Annotated in this window: 12 protein-coding genes and 2 rRNA genes; 4 read left to right on the forward strand and 10 right to left on the reverse strand. The window is 61.3% G+C overall.

Going from position 1 to position 16,689, the window contains the following annotated elements; genetic code table 11:
* Positions 1-12: 12 nt before the first annotated feature.
* From AC6HU3_RS08315 to AC6HU3_RS08330, 4 genes are all read left to right on the forward strand, one after another.
* Complete coding sequence (locus tag AC6HU3_RS08315; protein WP_497473308.1) at positions 13-3,525, forward strand: ATP-binding protein; 3,513 nt, start codon at positions 13-15, stop codon at positions 3,523-3,525.
* Between the two features lie 219 nt (positions 3,526-3,744).
* Positions 3,745-7,425: ribosomal RNA gene (locus AC6HU3_RS08320) — 23S ribosomal RNA — on the forward strand.
* Between the two features lie 134 nt (positions 7,426-7,559).
* Positions 7,560-7,676 (forward strand): 5S ribosomal RNA (rrf, locus tag AC6HU3_RS08325).
* A gap of 37 nt (positions 7,677-7,713) precedes the next feature.
* The gene (locus AC6HU3_RS08330; RefSeq protein ID WP_497473309.1) at positions 7,714-8,361 is read left to right on the forward strand and encodes a hypothetical protein; all 648 of its coding nucleotides are present in this window, start codon (positions 7,714-7,716) and stop codon (positions 8,359-8,361) included.
* Positions 8,362-8,434: 73 nt separating this feature from the next.
* Here AC6HU3_RS08330 and AC6HU3_RS08335 read toward each other — a convergent pair whose 3' ends face one another.
* The 10 genes from AC6HU3_RS08335 to queC form a co-directional block, all read right to left on the reverse strand.
* Positions 8,435-9,700, reverse strand: coding sequence for an Ig-like domain-containing domain (locus AC6HU3_RS08335; RefSeq protein WP_497473310.1), 1,266 nt, complete (start codon positions 9,698-9,700; stop codon positions 8,435-8,437).
* A gap of 13 nt (positions 9,701-9,713) precedes the next feature.
* The gene (locus AC6HU3_RS08340) at positions 9,714-11,372 is read right to left on the reverse strand and encodes a hypothetical protein (RefSeq protein WP_497473311.1); all 1,659 of its coding nucleotides are present in this window, start codon (positions 11,370-11,372) and stop codon (positions 9,714-9,716) included.
* A 157-nt stretch (positions 11,373-11,529) separates the two neighbouring features.
* Positions 11,530-12,813: a UDP-N-acetylglucosamine 1-carboxyvinyltransferase gene (gene murA / locus AC6HU3_RS08345; RefSeq protein WP_497473312.1), complete on the reverse strand. Its 1,284-nt coding sequence runs from the start codon at positions 12,811-12,813 to the stop codon at positions 11,530-11,532.
* Positions 12,797-13,648, reverse strand: a complete 852-nt coding sequence (locus AC6HU3_RS08350; RefSeq protein ID WP_497473313.1) for a universal stress protein — start codon at positions 13,646-13,648, stop codon at positions 12,797-12,799. The genes murA and AC6HU3_RS08350 overlap by 17 nt, the downstream gene beginning before the upstream one ends.
* 2 nt (positions 13,649-13,650) lie before the next feature.
* A complete protein-coding gene (locus AC6HU3_RS08355) occupies positions 13,651-13,914 on the reverse strand; it encodes a hypothetical protein (RefSeq protein WP_497473314.1) in 264 nt (87 codons plus the stop codon).
* A 4-nt stretch (positions 13,915-13,918) separates the two neighbouring features.
* Positions 13,919-14,632, reverse strand: coding sequence for a phosphoribosylformylglycinamidine synthase subunit PurQ (gene purQ, locus AC6HU3_RS08360; protein ID WP_497473315.1), 714 nt, complete (start codon positions 14,630-14,632; stop codon positions 13,919-13,921).
* Complete coding sequence (purS, locus tag AC6HU3_RS08365; RefSeq protein ID WP_497473316.1) at positions 14,629-14,883, reverse strand: phosphoribosylformylglycinamidine synthase subunit PurS; 255 nt, start codon at positions 14,881-14,883, stop codon at positions 14,629-14,631. The genes purQ and purS overlap by 4 nt, the downstream gene beginning before the upstream one ends.
* A 10-nt stretch (positions 14,884-14,893) precedes the next feature.
* Positions 14,894-15,601 (reverse strand): 7-carboxy-7-deazaguanine synthase QueE, encoded by a 708-nt coding sequence (locus AC6HU3_RS08370; RefSeq protein WP_497473317.1) that lies wholly within the window; start codon positions 15,599-15,601, stop codon positions 14,894-14,896.
* A 4-nt stretch (positions 15,602-15,605) separates the two neighbouring features.
* On the reverse strand, positions 15,606-15,962 hold the full coding sequence (queD, locus tag AC6HU3_RS08375; protein ID WP_497473318.1) for a 6-carboxytetrahydropterin synthase QueD: 357 nt from the start codon (positions 15,960-15,962) through the stop codon (positions 15,606-15,608).
* The gene (gene queC / locus AC6HU3_RS08380; protein WP_497473319.1) at positions 15,937-16,620 is read right to left on the reverse strand and encodes a 7-cyano-7-deazaguanine synthase QueC; all 684 of its coding nucleotides are present in this window, start codon (positions 16,618-16,620) and stop codon (positions 15,937-15,939) included. The genes queD and queC overlap by 26 nt, the downstream gene beginning before the upstream one ends.
* Positions 16,621-16,689 lie beyond the last annotated feature (69 nt).

Raw genomic sequence — 16,689 nt, forward strand, 5'->3', positions numbered from 1 at the left:
TATACTCTCCACATGATCCGACACGAGGGGGTGGGGTGGAAGGTGGATCTTGCGGGGTTCACCCGTTTTCTGGAACAGCGTCAGGAGCGGGGTCGGGAAGGTGCAGAAGAAGTGGCGGTGGCGGTGACCCGAACGTTTCTTCCCCTTGTTCATGAGGTTCAGGCATTGAACGGTGTGTTGATCGGATTTGGAGGAGATGCCTTGACCGCCTGGTTTCCCCTCCACGCACGAGAAGTTTTCCGGTCCTTCAGCGAAGGGGTGAACCGGAGGATCGGGGAAGTCCCCCTCCCTCTTCAAGCCCGCCAGATTTTTCAGCGGGGCGTGCTCCATGTGCATACCCTTCCTCTCCCCGCAGGAGATGGGCGTTCCTTCACAGCCTATGCCGGACCGGGCATGCAGGCCCTTGCCCGGCGGGAAAAACAGGTGCACATGGGAGAAGTGTGGCTTCATCCCCGAATTCTGAGGGTCCCTAACGACACACTTCTGAATCCCGATCTTCCCTCTCCCTGGGTCCCCCGGCATCTTCTCCAGGAACCCAGTCGCTTTCAGCCCCTCGCCGCACTGTTTGTGGAGGTCCGGGGGACGGCAGAGTCACGTCTTCGCCGGACCTTCCAGAAGCTTGTGCGGGCTGTGGGCTGGGTGGAAGGGGAGATCATCAAAGGGGACACCACACCGCATGGGTATCGCTGGCTGGTGGTGATCGGTTTCCCCTGTCCCTGTGTAGACTGGGAAGAGAGGGTGGGAGAAGTTGCCCGGACGCTTGAAGGGCCAGGGATCCGGATGGGTGGGGCCTTTGGCGTGGCGGTGAACCTTCGCATTGCGAATTTTGTGGATTTTATGGGGGATTGCCTCAACACCGCCGCCCGAATCTGCGGAGCCGCACCGTGGGGGGAGGCGTGGATGGCGGAAAAAGAGGGCAGGCCGGTGGAACTTTCCGGAAAGCGAAGGGCCGTGGAGGTGGTGTCGGCACGGACAATCCGGAGCCCGAGAAGTGAACTTCCCCTCGTGGGTCGGGAAAACGAACTCCGCCTTTTGCGAGAAATCCTTCGGCGATTTTCAACAGGAGACAATGTTTCCTTCAGCCTGGTGGGCCCTCCTGGGGTGGGCAAGTCCCGTTTGCTTCAGGCATTCCTGGAAGAAATGAAAATACTGGGGATTCCTTTCCGGGCCATCCGCATGCCTGAACGAACGCACCCCCCCTGGTCTCTGGTCCGGCGATTGCTTCTCTCCGAGATGGGTGTGGAGAACTATGTTCCGGTGGCCCGACTTCGGTCTGCGCTTAGAGGATGGGGAATCCCTTTGACGTTTTTACCCGCACTCCATGCTGTGGTGAACGAACGCGAGGTTTCCCCGGAGGCGGCCCAGACCATTCCACGGATGCTGGAAAAGGTGTTTTGCGCCCTTCCCCGAAGGTTGTGGGTGGTGGAGGACGCCCAGTGGGCCGATGGGGCGTCCCGGTCCGTGCTTGTGCGACTTCCCTCGTTCGGGCACACCATCCTCTGGGTGATGCGGACGTCGGGTGCTGCCCTCCCTGTGGATCAGGAGATCCACGTGCTTCCCCTGGATATCGAAAGCATGCGCCGCCTGGTCCGGTTTGTGCTTCTGGAGGACGGGCCGGTGGACGAGATCGCCCGCCGGGCGAAGGGAATTCCGCTGTTCGCCCTGGAAATGGCCCGGGCCTGGCTGGAGGGTGAGGCCTGGCTCACGCCCCGGCTGGAGGTTCTGGTGCTGAACCGGTTGCTCCGGCTGCCACCCAACCTTCAACAGGCCCTGCGACTGGCCGCCGTTTTTGGGGATGGCATGCCGGTTTCTCTCCTCTCTGCGTGGATTCCGGATTTTGACGCCCGGGCCCTTCGGATTCTTGAGGACAGGGAATGGCTGGTGCTGGAAGGAGAAACCGTCCGGTTTCAGCACGATCTTTTGAGAGAAGCGGTGTATGGAGGGATGCTGGCCCGCCATCGCAGGAGGCTTCATGGGCGCATTGCCCGCTATCTGGAAACGAATCAGCCGGATCGTCTTGAAGAGATCGGCCATCACTGGAAAGGGGCGGGACGGTTCGCCCGGGCCGCGACCTGTTTCCAGGAAGCAGCCCGACGGGCTGCGAACCGCGGAGCCCTGGATGAAGCGCGGAGTTTGTTCAAAGAAGCGGAACATTGCCTGGAGAAGGGGAGTCCTGAACGGGCGATGGTTCGGTGGGAAGCTCAGGAAATCCTGTTCTGGCGAAAGGGGGATCTGGAAGGGATGGCCCGGGCGCTCCGGGCATTCCAGGAGGCGGAAGAGCCCCGGCGCCATACGCAGGTTCGGGTGTTTCTGGCCCTCCGGGCCTGCGCACTTGAACGGGAACGGGGGAAAGAGCATCCCGGGAAAATACTGGACGAGGTGGCGCACCTGGTTGCGGCGATGCCCCGGGACCTCCAGCGGGATTTCTGGATGGAGCGGGGCTTTGTGGCTTCTCACACCGGGGCGTATCGGGAGGCGGTACGGTGTTTCCTGAAGGCCCGCCGGATGGATGCAGGTCATGCGAGTGAACGTATCCTTCTGCACCTTGCCGTGGTGCTGAATCGTGTGGGATGGAGCCGCATGGCCCGGAGAATCCTGGAACGTCTGCTGGAGACGGTCCCACCGGACCGGATTTCTTTGCGGATCCATGGCCTGAACTTTCTGGCAAATCTCCTCAAGGATCGGGATCCTGTTCGGGCCCGTCGGGCTTATGAGGAGGCGCTGACGCTGGCGCAGCAGCACAGCGGTCCCTATGAACTTGCCATGTTGCTGGGCAATCTTGCCAGCCTTGAGGAAGTCCTTGGGGATTTTCCATCGGCGCGGAAGCGCTATGAGGAATCCGTGGAGATTTTCCGGGAGATCGGGCATCTCCGGGGGGTGGCTTACATGCAGGGGAGTCTGGGGATTGTGCAGAAATACATGGGAGATCTTTCCGCCTCCCGCCGCAACCTTCTGAAAGCTCTGCGCCTGGCCCGCAGGCTCCACCACCATATTCTCACCGTGCGATACCTCAACGCTCTCGGAGGATGGTATGTTCTTGCGGGAAACCCAGCCCGGGCACGAAAGCTTTTTCTCCTTGCGCTTGGCCAGGATCCCGTTCCCGTGATGCGAGCCATCATCTTCGTTAACCTTGCCCTCCTGGAAATGGAGAGTCTCCGTCTTCGGGAGGCTCGGGCATGGATCCAGAAGGCACGGGAAGCCCTTTCCCGAAACCGGGTTCCTCTTGTGGAGGGATATATCCACTGGGTGGAAGCCCTGCTCTCTCTCCGGGCAGGAAGGCATGGCCTGGCAGAAGCGTTGCTGGAGAAAGCCCGCCGTGTGTTTGTGCGTCAGCACCACCGATCGGGCGTTTTTTATGTTCGGGCGGTGGAGTGGTTGAGATGGGGAAGGGGGGACCGGAACGCGCTTGAAGCCGAACTCCAGGATATGGGTGTGGGTGAGCACGGAGAGCTGCGGCATGTGCTGAGGCTCCTGGATCGGCTGATCATCCGTCAGACCGGAGAAGGGACCGGGCCCCAGGGGTGAAGAGCGCACCTCACGGCGCGCGTTCCCGGGGGATGAGGGCAGGGCTTGACAGGGTGGGGGTAGAGCCGTAACCTATATATACTTGCAGATGATCTTTTGAAGCGGGACGGAAGGGGCACTTGACAGACCCGACTCCCTTCCATATACTAAACCCCGCGCTGAAGCAAAACCCTGTTCACGATCTTTGGCAAGTAAGGTTGGGTGTGGTTTGATGAGAGACAGGAAGCTACGAAGGGCGTCAGGTGGATGCCTAGGCGCCGGGCGGCGATGAAGGGCGTGGCAGGCTGCGATAAGCCCGGGGGAGCCGCGAGCAGGCTGTGATCCCGGGATGCCCGAATGGGGAAACCCGGCCGGGGTAAACCCCGGTCATCCCTCGGGGGTAACCCTGAGGGAGGCGAACCCCCCGAAGTGAAACATCTCAGTAGGGGGAGGAAAAGAAAGAGACATCGATTCCCTGAGTAGCGGCGAGCGAAAGGGGAGGAGCCTAAACCGCTGTCGTGCCAAGGCCAGGGCCGTTGCGGCAGCGGGGTTGTGGGGCACGGCCGGAGGGGGCCCTGGACCCCTCAGGGAGTTACAAATCTCACCTCTAGCCGAACCGTGCTGGAAAGCCGGGCCATAGAGGGTGACAGCCCCGTAGGCGAAAGAGGTGAGACTCCCGGGGCCGTGTTCCCGAGTACCACGGGGCACGTGGAACCCTGTGGGAATCCGGGCGGACCACCGCCCAAGGCTAAATACGTCCCGGCGACCGATAGTGCATCCAGTACCGTGAGGGAAAGGTGAAAAGCACCCCGGAAGGGGAGTGAAAAGACCTGAAACCTGGCGCCTACAATCAGTCGGAGGGTCCCGCGTCTCCGGACGCGGGCCTGACGGCGTGCCTTTTGCATAATGAGCCCGGGAGTTGCCCTCACCGGCGAGGCTAAGCCCTTCAGGGGCGGAGCCGGAGGGAAACCGAGTCCGAACAGGGCGCATAGTCGGTGGGGGCAGACCCGAAGCCGGGTGACCTACCCATGGGCAGGGTGAAGGTGGGGTAACACCCACTGGAGGCCCGAACCGGTGGGCGTTGAAAAGCCCTCGGATGACCTGTGGGTAGGAGTGAAAAGCTAAACGAACCCGGTGATAGCTGGTTCTCCCCGAAATGCATCTAGGTGCAGCCTCGGGAATGAGTGTGCCGGGGGTAGAGCACTGGTTGGGCTAGGGGGCAACTCCGAACCCTTCCAAACTCCGAATACCGGCACATGCTTCCCGGGAGTGAGGCCGTGGGGGATAAGCTCCATGGCCGAGAGGGGAACAACCCAGACCGCCGGCTAAGGTCCCCAAGTGCGGGCTAAGTGGTAAAGGAGGTCGGGGCGCGAAGACAGCTGGGATGTTGGCTTAGAAGCAGCCATCATTTAAAGAGTGCGTAACAGCTCACCAGCCGAGTGCCCCGGCGCCGAAAATTTAGCGGGGCTAAGCCCGCCACCGAAGCCGCGGGTCGGCAGTGCCTCCGGGCGCTGTCGGCGGTAGGGGAGCGTTCCCAGCGGGCTGAAGGCGTCTCGTGAGGGGCGCTGGACTGCTGGGAAGTGAGAATCCGGGCATCAGTAGCGATAAGGGTGGTGAGAATCCACCCCGCCGTAAGCCCAAGGTTTCCACCGGAAGGGTCGTCCGCGGTGGGTTAGCCGGCCCCTAAGGCGAGGCCGAAAGGCGTAGCCGATGGGAAGGGGGTTAACATTCCCCCGCCACCCACGTGGAGCCCGGGGGGTGACGCAGGAGGGAAGGGCCAGCCGGGTGATGGATGTCCCGGTCTAAGCCTGTAGGGCGATGACGGGCCGAGGGAAATCCCGGCCCCGAGCCTGAGGGGTGATGGGGACCTGTCCCTACGGGGACAGGGAACTGGCCCGGACCACACTGCCGAGAAATAGCCTCGCGGGTGTTGAAGCGTGGGTGACCGTACCGCAAACCGACACAGGTGGGCGGGATGAGCATTCTAAGGCGCGCGGGTGATCCCTCGCCAAGGAACTCGGCAACTTGGCCCCGTACCTTCGGAAGAAGGGGTGCCCTGAGTACGTGAAACTCCTCGCGGGGAGTAGCGGAAAGGGGTCGCAGCGGAGAGGGCCTGGCGACTGTTTACTAAAAACACAGGTCCCTGCGAACTCGAACAAGAGGACGTATAGGGACTGACGCCTGCCCAGTGCCGGAAGGTTAAGGGGAGGGGTGCAAGCCCCGAACCGAAGCCCCGGCAAACGGCGGCCGTAACTATAACGGTCCTAAGGTAGCAGGTGCTGCCTGAACCCGGCTGTATGCGGGAAAGCCCTGAGAGCCCTGACTACGAGGCTGGGGTGTATCCCCGGGCCCGTAACAATGTCAGGGATTGGGTAACCCGCAGGAAACCCCGGATGGATTCCGGGGGATCCTCAGAGGCCATACGCCGGGCGCAGGGTTCCGAAGGAGGAGTGCGATGGAACTCACACCGGACTGGGTGGTAGGGTTTGTGGACGGCGAAGGCTGTTTCCACATCTCCATTTTGCGCCACCCGGAGATGAAGGTGGGATATCAGGTGCTACCCGAATTCACGGTGGTCCAGCACAGGCGCGATGTTCAGATTCTGTATGCCCTCAAGCGTTTCTTCGGTTGCGGTGTTGTGCGGCGCAACCACGGAGATCGATGGGCCTACAGAGTCCGGAAGCTCGAATGCCTGGAGCGGATCTGCGAGTTTTTTACAAAGCATCCGCTCAAGACCCGGAAGCAGGTTGATTTTATCCGGTTTCGGAGGGTTGTCCAAAAGATGCGGGAAGGACAGCACCTCACGCCGGAGGGTCTGAGGGAGATTGTGGACATTGCGCTTCGTATGGGAACCGGGAAACGGGAAGCACTCCTCCGGATCAAAAAGGACCTGGGAACCCTGTGAAGAGATGGTCCACCCCCGGACCGAAAGGCCGGGAGAAAGGTGAGCGAAATTCCTTGTCGGGTAAGTTCCGACCTGCACGAATGGCGTAACGACTGGGCCGGTGTCTCGGCGAGGGGCCCGGCGAAGTTGTAGTGGTGGTGAAGATGCCACCTACCCGCGGCGGGACCGAAAGACCCCGTGGACCTTTACTGCAGCCTGGCGTTGTCTCTTGGCACATCCTGTGCAGGATAGGTGGGAGCCTGTGAAGCGGGGGCGCCAGCTCCCGTGGAGGCGCCGGTGAGATACCACCCTGGATGTGTCGGGGGACTAACCCACCTGGCTGGATCGCCAGGGGGGACAGCGCTTGGTGGGCAGTTTTGCTGGGGCGGCAGCCTCCTGAAAGGTAACGGAGGCGTCCAAAGCTCCCCTCAGCACGGACGGCAACCGTGCGTGGAGTGCAAGGGCAGAAGGGGGGCTGACTGCGAGGCCGACAGGCCGAGCAGGGGCGAAAGCCGGGCCTAGTGATCCGGCGGCTCCGGGTGGAAGGGCCGTCGCTCAGCGGATAAAAGGTACCCCGGGGATAACAGGCTAGTCGGGCCCGAGAGTCCACATCGACGGCCCGGTTCGGCACCTCGATGTCGGCTCAGCCCATCCTGGGGGTGAAGAAGCTCCCAAGGGTTGGTCTGTTCGCCCATTAAAGGGCTACGTGAGCTGGGTTTAGACCGTCGTGAGACAGGTCGGTCCCTATCCGCCGTGGGCGCAGGGCACTTGAGGGGGGCTGCCCCTTGTACGAGAGGACCGGGGTGGGGGGACCTCTGGTGTACCTGTCATCGCGCCAGCGGTGCAGCAGGGTAGCCATGTCCCCAGGCGATAACCGCTGAAAGCATCTAAGCGGGAAGCGCGCCCCAAGATAAGGTGCCCCGTCTCCCTTCGGGGAGACTAAGGCCCCCGGAAGACGACCGGGTTGACGGGCGGCAGGTGGAAGCCCCGCAAGGGGTGGAGCCGAGCCGTTCCGATCGGCCGAGAGGCTTCCTGTCCTCATCAACCACACCCAACCTTTTGTTTTGATAACCCCGAGGATAATCCTATCGAATTCGCAGAAACAAAGAGGTGTCTTTATCGGGGTCCCCATGAAATTCGCTTGACGAATTTCATGGGGTGAGCATTTCACCCGGGCTGCCATGCCGGCGGGGAAACACCCGGCCCCATTCCGAACCCGGAAGTTAAGCCCGCCAGGGCCGATGGTACTGCCCCCGCAAGGGGGTGGGAGAGTAGGTCGCAGCCCGGGTGTTTTTTATTTTTAGAGAAATTTTATACGCGCCACGATGAAGGGGAAGGTCTTCAGTGGAGTCATCATCGGACTTCTGGCCAGCGGTTGTATCTCTGGTCTGCAGATCTATCTGGCTGAACCCGCATCAGCTGTCCCCAAAGGCCCTCCCGAGCAAAGGATTCAGGTGGGTGGAGGTGTGGATCAGTGGATAGAGCTGGGAACCCTCACCACTGCCTTTGCACTTGAAGGAGGCTACAGGCACGCCGTTGGCTACTATGAGCCGGAACAAGCCGTCACAGCTGAAATGGGTTTCGAAGTCCCCGGAGCCATAATGATCTTTGAAGAGGCTGCGGCTGCGGGTTTTGAGCTTATTCCAAGGGCATACTGGAAGATAAGCCTGGGATCCCGGAAGTTCCGGCTGGGATACAAACAGGTTCAGGGTATAGACTTCTATTTCATCCATGGGTCCAGTGTCTACGTGTCCGGATTTTCGGAATCAGCAGTTTTCCCCAGTTTTGGATTTTCTATCCTCTTCGGTTTCGGCTCACCCGAGGTGTTCACGCTTGCGTTTACACTCCCTGATCTGATTCTCTCGGGGGCGTTGCACACGGACAGGTATTCGGTCTTTGGGGCGTTGAGGACTGCTTCTCGTGGAACAGATTCCTGGGTACGGTTGCGTGGAGGGGTGCAGTTTCGCTTTTGAGGTTTCCATGGGCCTGTGAAAAATCAAAGGCCGGGGCGCATGCCCCGGCCTTTTTTGTTGTACCACTTCCCGGTCAGAACGTCAGCCGGATGTCATCCGACTGTGGATCCCCTCCCAGTCCGTCTCCATTCCCGTCCAGGGGAAGTCCGTCCCGGGAGGTGATACGGTGTGAAAGGAAAACCTGGTGGAAAACGGCTTCAGGGCGGGAAAGGAGAACGTCCACCTGCTGCCCATCGGGGGCCCACTGGAGACGGACGGACTCTCCCGTCCAGATGCCGTTCGCCATGGCCCGAACCTGGAAGTCGGGGGCAACGAACGCTGCGGTGTCCATGGGGACATCGAAGTACAGGGTGATCACGTTGCCGTTCCGGGAGCTGCCTGTGAGGTGAGGGTAGGAGGGAGGCGTCCCCAGGGTATCGGTCGCGGTGGTGAATCGGACGATGAGCGAGTCGTGAAGTTCGCGTTCGCCGTTGTCGTTCCCGTCCAGAGGGTTCTCCGCGGTGTCGCGAATGCCCGGCGTGAGGACCAGTTCATAGCCCCGAGCATGGACAAGTCCGTCGTAGAAAAACACCGCCTGAACCCGTGCCCCTACCGTATCCACCCGCACATATGTGAGGTTCCCCTCCGGCGTCCCCTCAGGGTAGGTCCGGAAGAACACGTTGCCGGCAAGGCTTGCCGGATCCAGATCCACCCGGTCAAACTCGATGCGGAGGGTATCGCGGGTGAGCAGATTTCCGGGATAAAACCAGGGATTCCGGAAGTCGGTCCACAGGTTTCGGACGCGTGGTCCCTGGAGATCCAGGTCGTAGACGGGATCGCCGCCGGGAGCAGGAGGACCCCAGAGGAGTTCGATCACCGTGTCCAGCGTGTCATCGTTCTCACCGTTGCCATTTCCGTCCAGGGGGTTTCCGGCCAGGTCGCGGACACTGGGGGTGATGCGCAGGACATACGCGGTGGATTCCCGGAGCCCCACCTGTGGGAGGATCCAGGCGCGCCAGGCTTCCGGGTCATACGTTACAGTGACCGGGATGTTTCCCGTCTGGACGCCGGCCACACCTTCCAGAACAACGGCACCCTGGAGGGTGGCTTCATCCACAGGCCCGCTGAAACGGACCAGAATGCGGTCCTGCACGTCAGCCTGGGCGGTGTCCAGATCCTGAAACCGGTTGCGGCTGGGATTCACGCCGAGATAAAACGAGTAGGTTTCCACCCGGATCACCTGCACCGGCGTGGTGTTGTCCCAGACGGGGGGAAAGGAGAGATCTCCCCTTCCCGGGGCGTTCACCTTCTTGCAGGAAAGAAGGGCCGAAAAAGCGAGAATCCACAGGCTCTTTTTCATGATACCCCTCCTTTCACGGAATCCAGGTCACGCTCACCCGCCATCCCCGGAGATCCGTCAGGGTAGCAAAGCCCATCACTTCAAACAGAAAATGCTGGCCGACGGGGAGCGCGGCGCCATAGGAAAACTCAAGGGTGGAGGAGAGATTCCGGGTGACCTGCTGGAGGGTCGCGAGATCCACCGGTGTGTTTTGGAGGGTGGTGTCTCCGGCGTCGGTCACCGTCTCAACGGTGCGTGGAGAAGCGGAAAGTCCCTCATCCGTCAGAACATCCCGGGTGTAATGGAGGGTGTACAGCCCGCCCAGCCGGAGAAGGATGGGCGCCTGATGGTGTGGACGGATCTCCAGGGCCACGGGAAGGTGAAGCTGGACCTCTTCCAGGGTGTGGGTGCGTTTCCGGGATTCCGTGCGATGCGTGGTCCGGGTGAAATCGTCGGGATCCTGAGGGACCCCGTCTCCATCGGTCACACGCTCGGTGAGGGTTTCCGTATAGGTGAGATCGGTGTTTTCTTCTGTCCGGAGGTAATTCACGCCCACCCCTGTGGCAAAGAGGCCACGATCATACCGGTAGCGCTGACTCCACCCGGTGAACACCCCCATCACCGTTTGATTCCCGGAGAAAGAGGTGTCCGCCACGAAGTGGAGGCGGTTGATGGCCGTGTCCACCAGGAGTTCTTCCTGGCTCCACAGGGTGTCCAGGGCTGTGCGGGCATCCCGGAGGTTTCCCTTCTGCACCAGCACACCCAGGCGCCCGGTCCCCGCCCAGCGTTTTCCTTCCCGATCCATCCGGAGTTCGGCGAACACACTGGTCCCCGTGATGGGGCGCTCATCCCGGAAGGTTCCCCGCCGGATCACCCGGTTGAGAGAGCCTCCGGGATTGAGGTCTTCGGTTCCGCTGTACCGGGCTGTGTCTCGTGCGGTGATACCGGGGAAGGCCAGACCGGCCGTCACCCGCAATCCCGGCGTGAGACGATATCCTCCGAGCACAGCCCAGAGACGGGTTTCAAAGGCATTCTGGGCCTGGCCCTCGATGGTCCGGGAATAGAGGGGCGTGCCCGAAGGATGATCAAACAGCGTGTAGGAGAAAGAGAACTGACCGAAAGGCGAGAGTTCCGTTCCGGTGGGAAGGGTTCGCTGCACCGTGGCCGTGTGGAGCAGATAGAGCCCCCCTTCTTCCCGTGCAAGACCTGCCATCACGGCGCGTTCGGTGAGGAAATCGTAGGTTTCTTCCGTCATGCGGATTTCTTCCCTGCGGTCCGGTGGATTGCCCGGTCCCAGCGTGGAAAAGTAGTGCAGGGAGTCCAGGGTGTATTCTCCCGGAAGGCCCCGGGTGGTCAGGAGAGGGGTCCGAACGTTCCGGTACATGCCCAGTCCGACGGGTCGACCGAAGGAGAGAAGGGGTCCGCTCCCCGCCAGCACCCATCGCCCCAGACTGGCGTTGTTAAACAGTTGTTCCTGGAGGAAAAGGTCGGAGAGGGCTGTGTACACCCGCTGCCCTTCCACCGTTCCGGCCACGGCCGGGTCCAGAAGCCGGTCCAGATCCCCTTCCAGAAGGGATGCGGTGGAGGCGAGACGATAGGAGGAGACGGGAAGGAGGAATCGTTCGGTGAGGGGGGCGTTGACCTGGGTCCATCCCACCCCCGCCAGGATGAGGAGCCACCCGCCACGTTTCATCGAATACCTCCTGTTCCTTGTGCGAACAGGGGAAGTATACGGGATCGAGAGGGGAACGACCAGGTTCACGGGATCCCCACGATCTCCGGGAAAGAAGACCTGCGACCGATGGGGATTCGGTCAGGCAACAGCGCCACAGAGAAATCGCGAAAGGAGGTCAACCGAGAAGTTCGGCTTCGACACCCAGGGAACGGAGTTTGCCGATGAAGTCTTCGTATCCCCGAATGAGGTGCTCATACCCCCACACGGTGGTTTCTCCTTCCGCCACCAGGCCCGCGATCACAAGGGCTGCTGTCGCCCGAAGGTCCCGCCCTTCCACCTCTGCACCGGTGAGCTGGGACACGCCCTCGATCCAGGCGGTCCCGTCTTCCACCTCGATGTGGGCCCCCAGGCGACGCAGTTCTTCCGCATGATGGAACCGGGTGGGATATATGGTGTCCCGCACCCGGCTGGTCCCGGGAACGCGGGTAAGGAGAACCGTGATCTGGGGCTGGAGGTCCGTGGGAAAACCCGGGAAGGGTTCGGTAACCACCCGGAGAGGCTGGAGATCGCGAGGGGCTTTTCCCTGAACCCGGATGCCCCGGTGTGTTTCTTCCACTTCGATTCCGGCTTCGGAGAGTTTCTCCAGGACGGTGGGAAGGAGGGCTTTGGTCACCGGGAACACCTCCACCTCACCTCCGGTGGCGGCACCGGCGATCAGCCAGGTTCCGGCTTCAATCCGGTCAGGGATCACCCTCCATGAACCGGGACTGCGGAGACGTTCCACCCCGTGAATCACAAGGCGATCGGTGCCGATCCCTTCAATGCGGACACCGGCGGCATGGAGGAATTCCAGAGTGGTGGACACTTCCGGCTCCTGGGCCACGTTTTCCAGCACCGTCGTGCCTTCGGCCACCGCGGCAGCCAGGGCAATCTGGATGGTTGCGCCCACCGATTTTCGATCAAAGGCAAAGTGGGTCCCCTGGAAGCGCCTGATACGGGCGTGGATTTTCCCGTGGGCCACATCCACCGAAGTCCCCAGCGCTTCCAGGCCCTTCAGATGGAAGTCAATGGGGCGGGGGCCAAAGGCACATCCGCCGGGATATCCCACCCTGGCCTGCCCGAACCGCGCCAGAAGGGGGGCAAGGACATAGATGGACGCCCGCATTTTCCGGACCGCCTCCTCCGGGGCCTCAAACCGGGACAGGGAAGAGGCATCCACCGTGATTTCCCGGGCTGCACGGTTCCAGGAGATCCGGGCGCCCAGGGCGGTGAGGACCTCCACCATCACCTCCACGTCCCGGACCGCGGGAACGTTTTCAAGCATGACCGGTCCGGGGATGAGGAGGCTGGCAGCAAGCAGCGGAAGGGCTGCGTTTTTGGCCCCCTGGACCTCCACCGATCCGGAAAGACGAACCCCTCCCCAAACCCGGATGGCCCGGGGGTCAGAAGCGGAAGGCATAGACGGGATAAGGTGTGGATCGAAGCACCTGTTCGGTGGTGCTGCCCATCAGACTTTTGAGCACACCATGGCGCCCGTGGGTTCGCATCAGAATGAGATCCACCCCCAGTTCCCGGGCTTTGTCCAGAATAGCCGGTGCAGCGCTGAACCGGCGTTCCACGTGGAGGGAAAGCTGGCCATGCGGGTGGATTTCAGGAAGGTGCTGACGAATGATCCGCCAGATCTCTTCCTGAAGGAGGGTCTGAACCTCTTCTTCGGAGATGCTCTCCAGGAGTTCCACCACGTGCAGGACATCCACATGGGCATGGTCCATCATTTCGGCGAGTTCCAGGGCGCGGGGGATGGCCTGAAGGGACACGGGGGAGAGATCCACGGGAACAAGGATACGGGAAAGGCGGGGCCCAGAAGCGGTGTGGGGGACGGCCAGCACGGGCTGAGCGGTTCCGGCAATGATCCGGTAGGCGGTGCTTCCAATGAATCCCCCTTCTTCCCCTTCCCGTTCTCCCCGAATGCCCAGCACCAGAAGGTCGGCCAGAGCGGACGTTTCCACAATCCGCTCCACCACCCGTCCCACCTGGATTTCTCCGGTGACTTCAAGCCCCTCTCCCCGGAACCGCTCCACCAGATCATCCATGAGCTTTTTCCGGGCTTCGACCGTTTCTTTGAGCGCCTGTTCCACCCGTTCCTGAACGGTGGGCACAGGATGGACGGTCGGCGCCGGGACCACGTGGAAAAGGTGGAGGTGGGCCCGGGTGTGGCGGGCGAAAAAGGCAGCCCATTCCAGGGCTTTTTGAGCGGACGGAGAAAAATCGGTGACGGCAAGGACGGTACGCATGGTTATCCTCCGATGAGCACCTCACCCCGATCCCGGACCTTCAGAGCAAGATCGCTCCCTTCGGAAAGGAGTTCTTCCCACTCTGCGGGGGTGTAGATCAGAAATTCCACGGGCTCGGGCAGGCTCTGGAGGACGTCCAGGAGATCAAAAATACGCTCCTCAAAAGGACGGTCGGTTTCCCGGATCACGACGGCCAGAAACGGACTCTCACCCCCCCCGCGGGCTTCTTCATCGCTCACATAGAAATAGACTTTCTGGACGTCCATGCCCTCAAGCTGCGACCTGAGGGCTTCCTTCAGTTCCTCGTGCGCCATAGTCCTTCCTCCAGTTATGGAGCATCTGTCCAAGGAGCCTGGCCCCATCCGTGGAGATGAGGGGATGAACGGCCCGCTCCGGGTGGGGCATCATGCCCAGGACGTTCCCCTGACCGCCCGCAATCCCTGCGATCCGGCCCAGAGAACCGTTGATGTCTTCTGTATAGCGGAAAAGAATCCTGTCCTGTTCTTCCAGTTGCCGGAGGACATCCGCATCCGCAACAAACCGTCCTTCTCCGTGGGCGACCGGAAGGCGGAGGCGCTCCCCGGGCACCAGTCCCCGGAGAAGGGGATGATGGGAAGAAACTTCCACCTCCACCACCCGGCACAGAAACATTCCGGACGCGTTCATGGCCAGGGCGCCCGGGAGAAGGTGGGCTTCGGTGAGAATCTGAAAACCGTTGCAGATGCCCAGAACCACATGGCGGGGATCCTGAACAAACTCACGAAGAGACTGGACAAGACGGGAAAACCGGGCGATGGCCCCGGCCCGCAGATAATCTCCATAGGAAAACCCACCCGGAAGCACCACCCAGTCCACGTCCTCCGGCACAGGGTCTTCGTGCCAGAGGAAGCGCACCGGCACACCGTGGGATTCAAAGGCACGGGCGGTTTCCCGCTCACAGTTGGTGCCCGGGAATACCCCGATCCCCACGACGGGGCGGTTCATTCCTTCGCCTCCAGGGGACGAAGTTCAAAGGTTTCGATCACGGGATTGGCCAGGAAGTTTTCGGCAAGTTCCTGGAGTTTCTCCCGGTTTTCGGGTGTGTCTTCCATGGTGATCCGGACGGCCCGACCCACCCGGACGTCCTCCACGGCAAGGCCCAGTTCTTTCATGGCTTCCCGAACGGCCCGGCCCTGAGGATCCAGCAACCCTTCTTTCAAATACACGCACACTTCAAACTGACGAACGCCCGACATATCCCACCTCTCACGTGACGGTTTCGGAAAGGATTGTACAGGTTGGATCCAGATGGTTCAAGGTACCCCGGAGAATGACCTCCACCGTGTCCGCTCCATAGAGTTTGTGGATCTGGTATCCTGCCCGGAGATCGGGATCCCTCAGGACGGCCTTCATGATGGCCTCAAGGACTTCGGGATCTGCCCGGTGGCTCCATTCCGGATGAAGCCACACCACGGCGTCCTCCCTGCGTTCTCGGATCACCGCAAGGCCGCGTTCAATATCTTCCGGTTCGGTGATAATGAGCTTGATCTCATGGGCCGTTCGGATCACCTCCGGCAGGGCCGGGAGGGCCCCCGGAAAGGTTTTGGGAGAGACGGTGATCCAGTCCACGCCGGATGGAACAGGATGGTGGCCTGCGGTTTCGATGTGGACCGGAAGTTCCAGCTCCCGGTGAATCGCATCCAGGAGTTCTTCCAGGGGGTGCAGGGTGGGTTCCCCGCCGGTGAGGAGCACAAAGGCACTCCGTTCCCGATGGGGTGCCAGCAACGTCACGATCTCCTTTGCGGTGAGCCGGGGGAGATGGGAAGGACGGAAGACGGGGTCCCAGGATTCCCGGGTGTCGCACCAGGAACATCGCTGGTCGCATCCCCACAGCCGAAGGAGTAAACAGGCTTTCCCGAGGTGCACCCCTTCCCCCTGAAAGGTGTGGAGGATTTCCACGACGGGAAAGCGCACGCCTTCACCGCTCCTCATATTCTGCCCACGCCTTCTCCGTCTCATATACGCGCACCTTCACCAGTTGAGGAAAATGCTCTTTCCAGGTCTCATAGATGAATCGGGCAAGGTTCTCCGCCGTGGTGGGATAGGGCATAACATCGTTGAGATTCCGGTGATCCAGGGTTTCGTTGATCCATTTCTTGATCACGTTGAGCTCTCCGAAATCCACCACAAAACTTCGCTCGTCCAGGATCTCGGCTTCCAGATACACGATCACCCGGTAATTGTGCCCGTGGAGGCGTTTGCATTTGTGCCCTTCCGGAAGCTGATCCAGCTGATGGGCTGCGGCAAAATCAAAGGCTTTGGCGATGCGATACATCGCGAACCTCCTCATAGATGGTGGGATCGGGAACACCCGCTTTGCGAAAGGCTTCTTTTCGTTCCAGGCAGGTGGGGCACACCCCGCAGTGGCGTTCTCCTCCGCGATAGCAGGACCAGGTGTCTTCAAAGGGCACGCCCAGACGAGCCCCGAGCGCCACGATCTCCTCCTTCTTCATGTTCACGAAAGGTGCGAGGATCCGGAGGTCGGAATCCGTGGCGATCCGGACCATGTGTTCAAAGGCCTGAACGAAGGAGGGCCGGCAGTCCGGATAGACCGGGTGATCACCCGCATGGACCGCCAGGGCCACACCTTCAAAGCCGATGGAGAGGGCGTAACCCGCAGCAATGGAGAGGAAGATCGCATTCCGGTTGGGGACCACCGTGTGGTGCATGGTCCCCGGGGCATAGGGTCCTTCGGGGACCGGAATGTCCGGGGTGGTGAGGGCGGATCGAAGAAGTCGGGAGACGTCCTGGATGTTCACCACTTCGTGAGACAGTCCGAGACGTTCGGCCGTCCTGCGGGCGAACTCGATCTCTTTCCGGTGGCGCTGTCCGTAATCAAAGGTGAGGAGGGCCAGTTCATGCCCTTCCGCCCGCAGGGCATACACCATCACCGTGCTGTCCAGCCCGCCGCTTGCGATGGCCACGATCTTCATGCTCAAAGTGTATGCGTCCGGAGGGGAACCTTCAATGGGCGGCGATTTGAAGGTTTTGGGCTCCTCGTG

The organism is Caldifarcimen microaerophilum (assembly GCF_055387105.1).

Bases quoted from the DNA above. Each gene is read 5' to 3' on its own strand.
- AC6HU3_RS08315 (WP_497473308.1), top strand. From the start codon at position 13: ATGATCCGACACGAGGGGGTGGGGTGGAAGGTGGATCTTGCGGGGTTC.
- AC6HU3_RS08330 (WP_497473309.1), top strand. From the start codon at position 7,714: ATGAAGGGGAAGGTCTTCAGTGGAGTCATCATCGGACTTCTGGCCAGC.
- AC6HU3_RS08335 (WP_497473310.1), bottom strand. From the start codon at position 9,700: ATGAAAAAGAGCCTGTGGATTCTCGCTTTTTCGGCCCTTCTTTCCTGC.
- AC6HU3_RS08340 (WP_497473311.1), bottom strand. From the start codon at position 11,372: ATGAAACGTGGCGGGTGGCTCCTCATCCTGGCGGGGGTGGGATGGACC.
- murA (WP_497473312.1), bottom strand. From the start codon at position 12,813: ATGCCTTCCGCTTCTGACCCCCGGGCCATCCGGGTTTGGGGAGGGGTT.
- AC6HU3_RS08350 (WP_497473313.1), bottom strand. From the start codon at position 13,648: ATGCGTACCGTCCTTGCCGTCACCGATTTTTCTCCGTCCGCTCAAAAA.
- AC6HU3_RS08355 (WP_497473314.1), bottom strand. From the start codon at position 13,914: ATGGACGTCCAGAAAGTCTATTTCTATGTGAGCGATGAAGAAGCCCGC.
- purQ (WP_497473315.1), bottom strand. From the start codon at position 14,632: ATGAACCGCCCCGTCGTGGGGATCGGGGTATTCCCGGGCACCAACTGT.
- purS (WP_497473316.1), bottom strand. From the start codon at position 14,883: ATGTCGGGCGTTCGTCAGTTTGAAGTGTGCGTGTATTTGAAAGAAGGG.
- queD (WP_497473318.1), bottom strand. From the start codon at position 15,962: ATGTATCGCATCGCCAAAGCCTTTGATTTTGCCGCAGCCCATCAGCTG.
- queC (WP_497473319.1), bottom strand. From the start codon at position 16,620: ATGAAGATCGTGGCCATCGCAAGCGGCGGGCTGGACAGCACGGTGATG.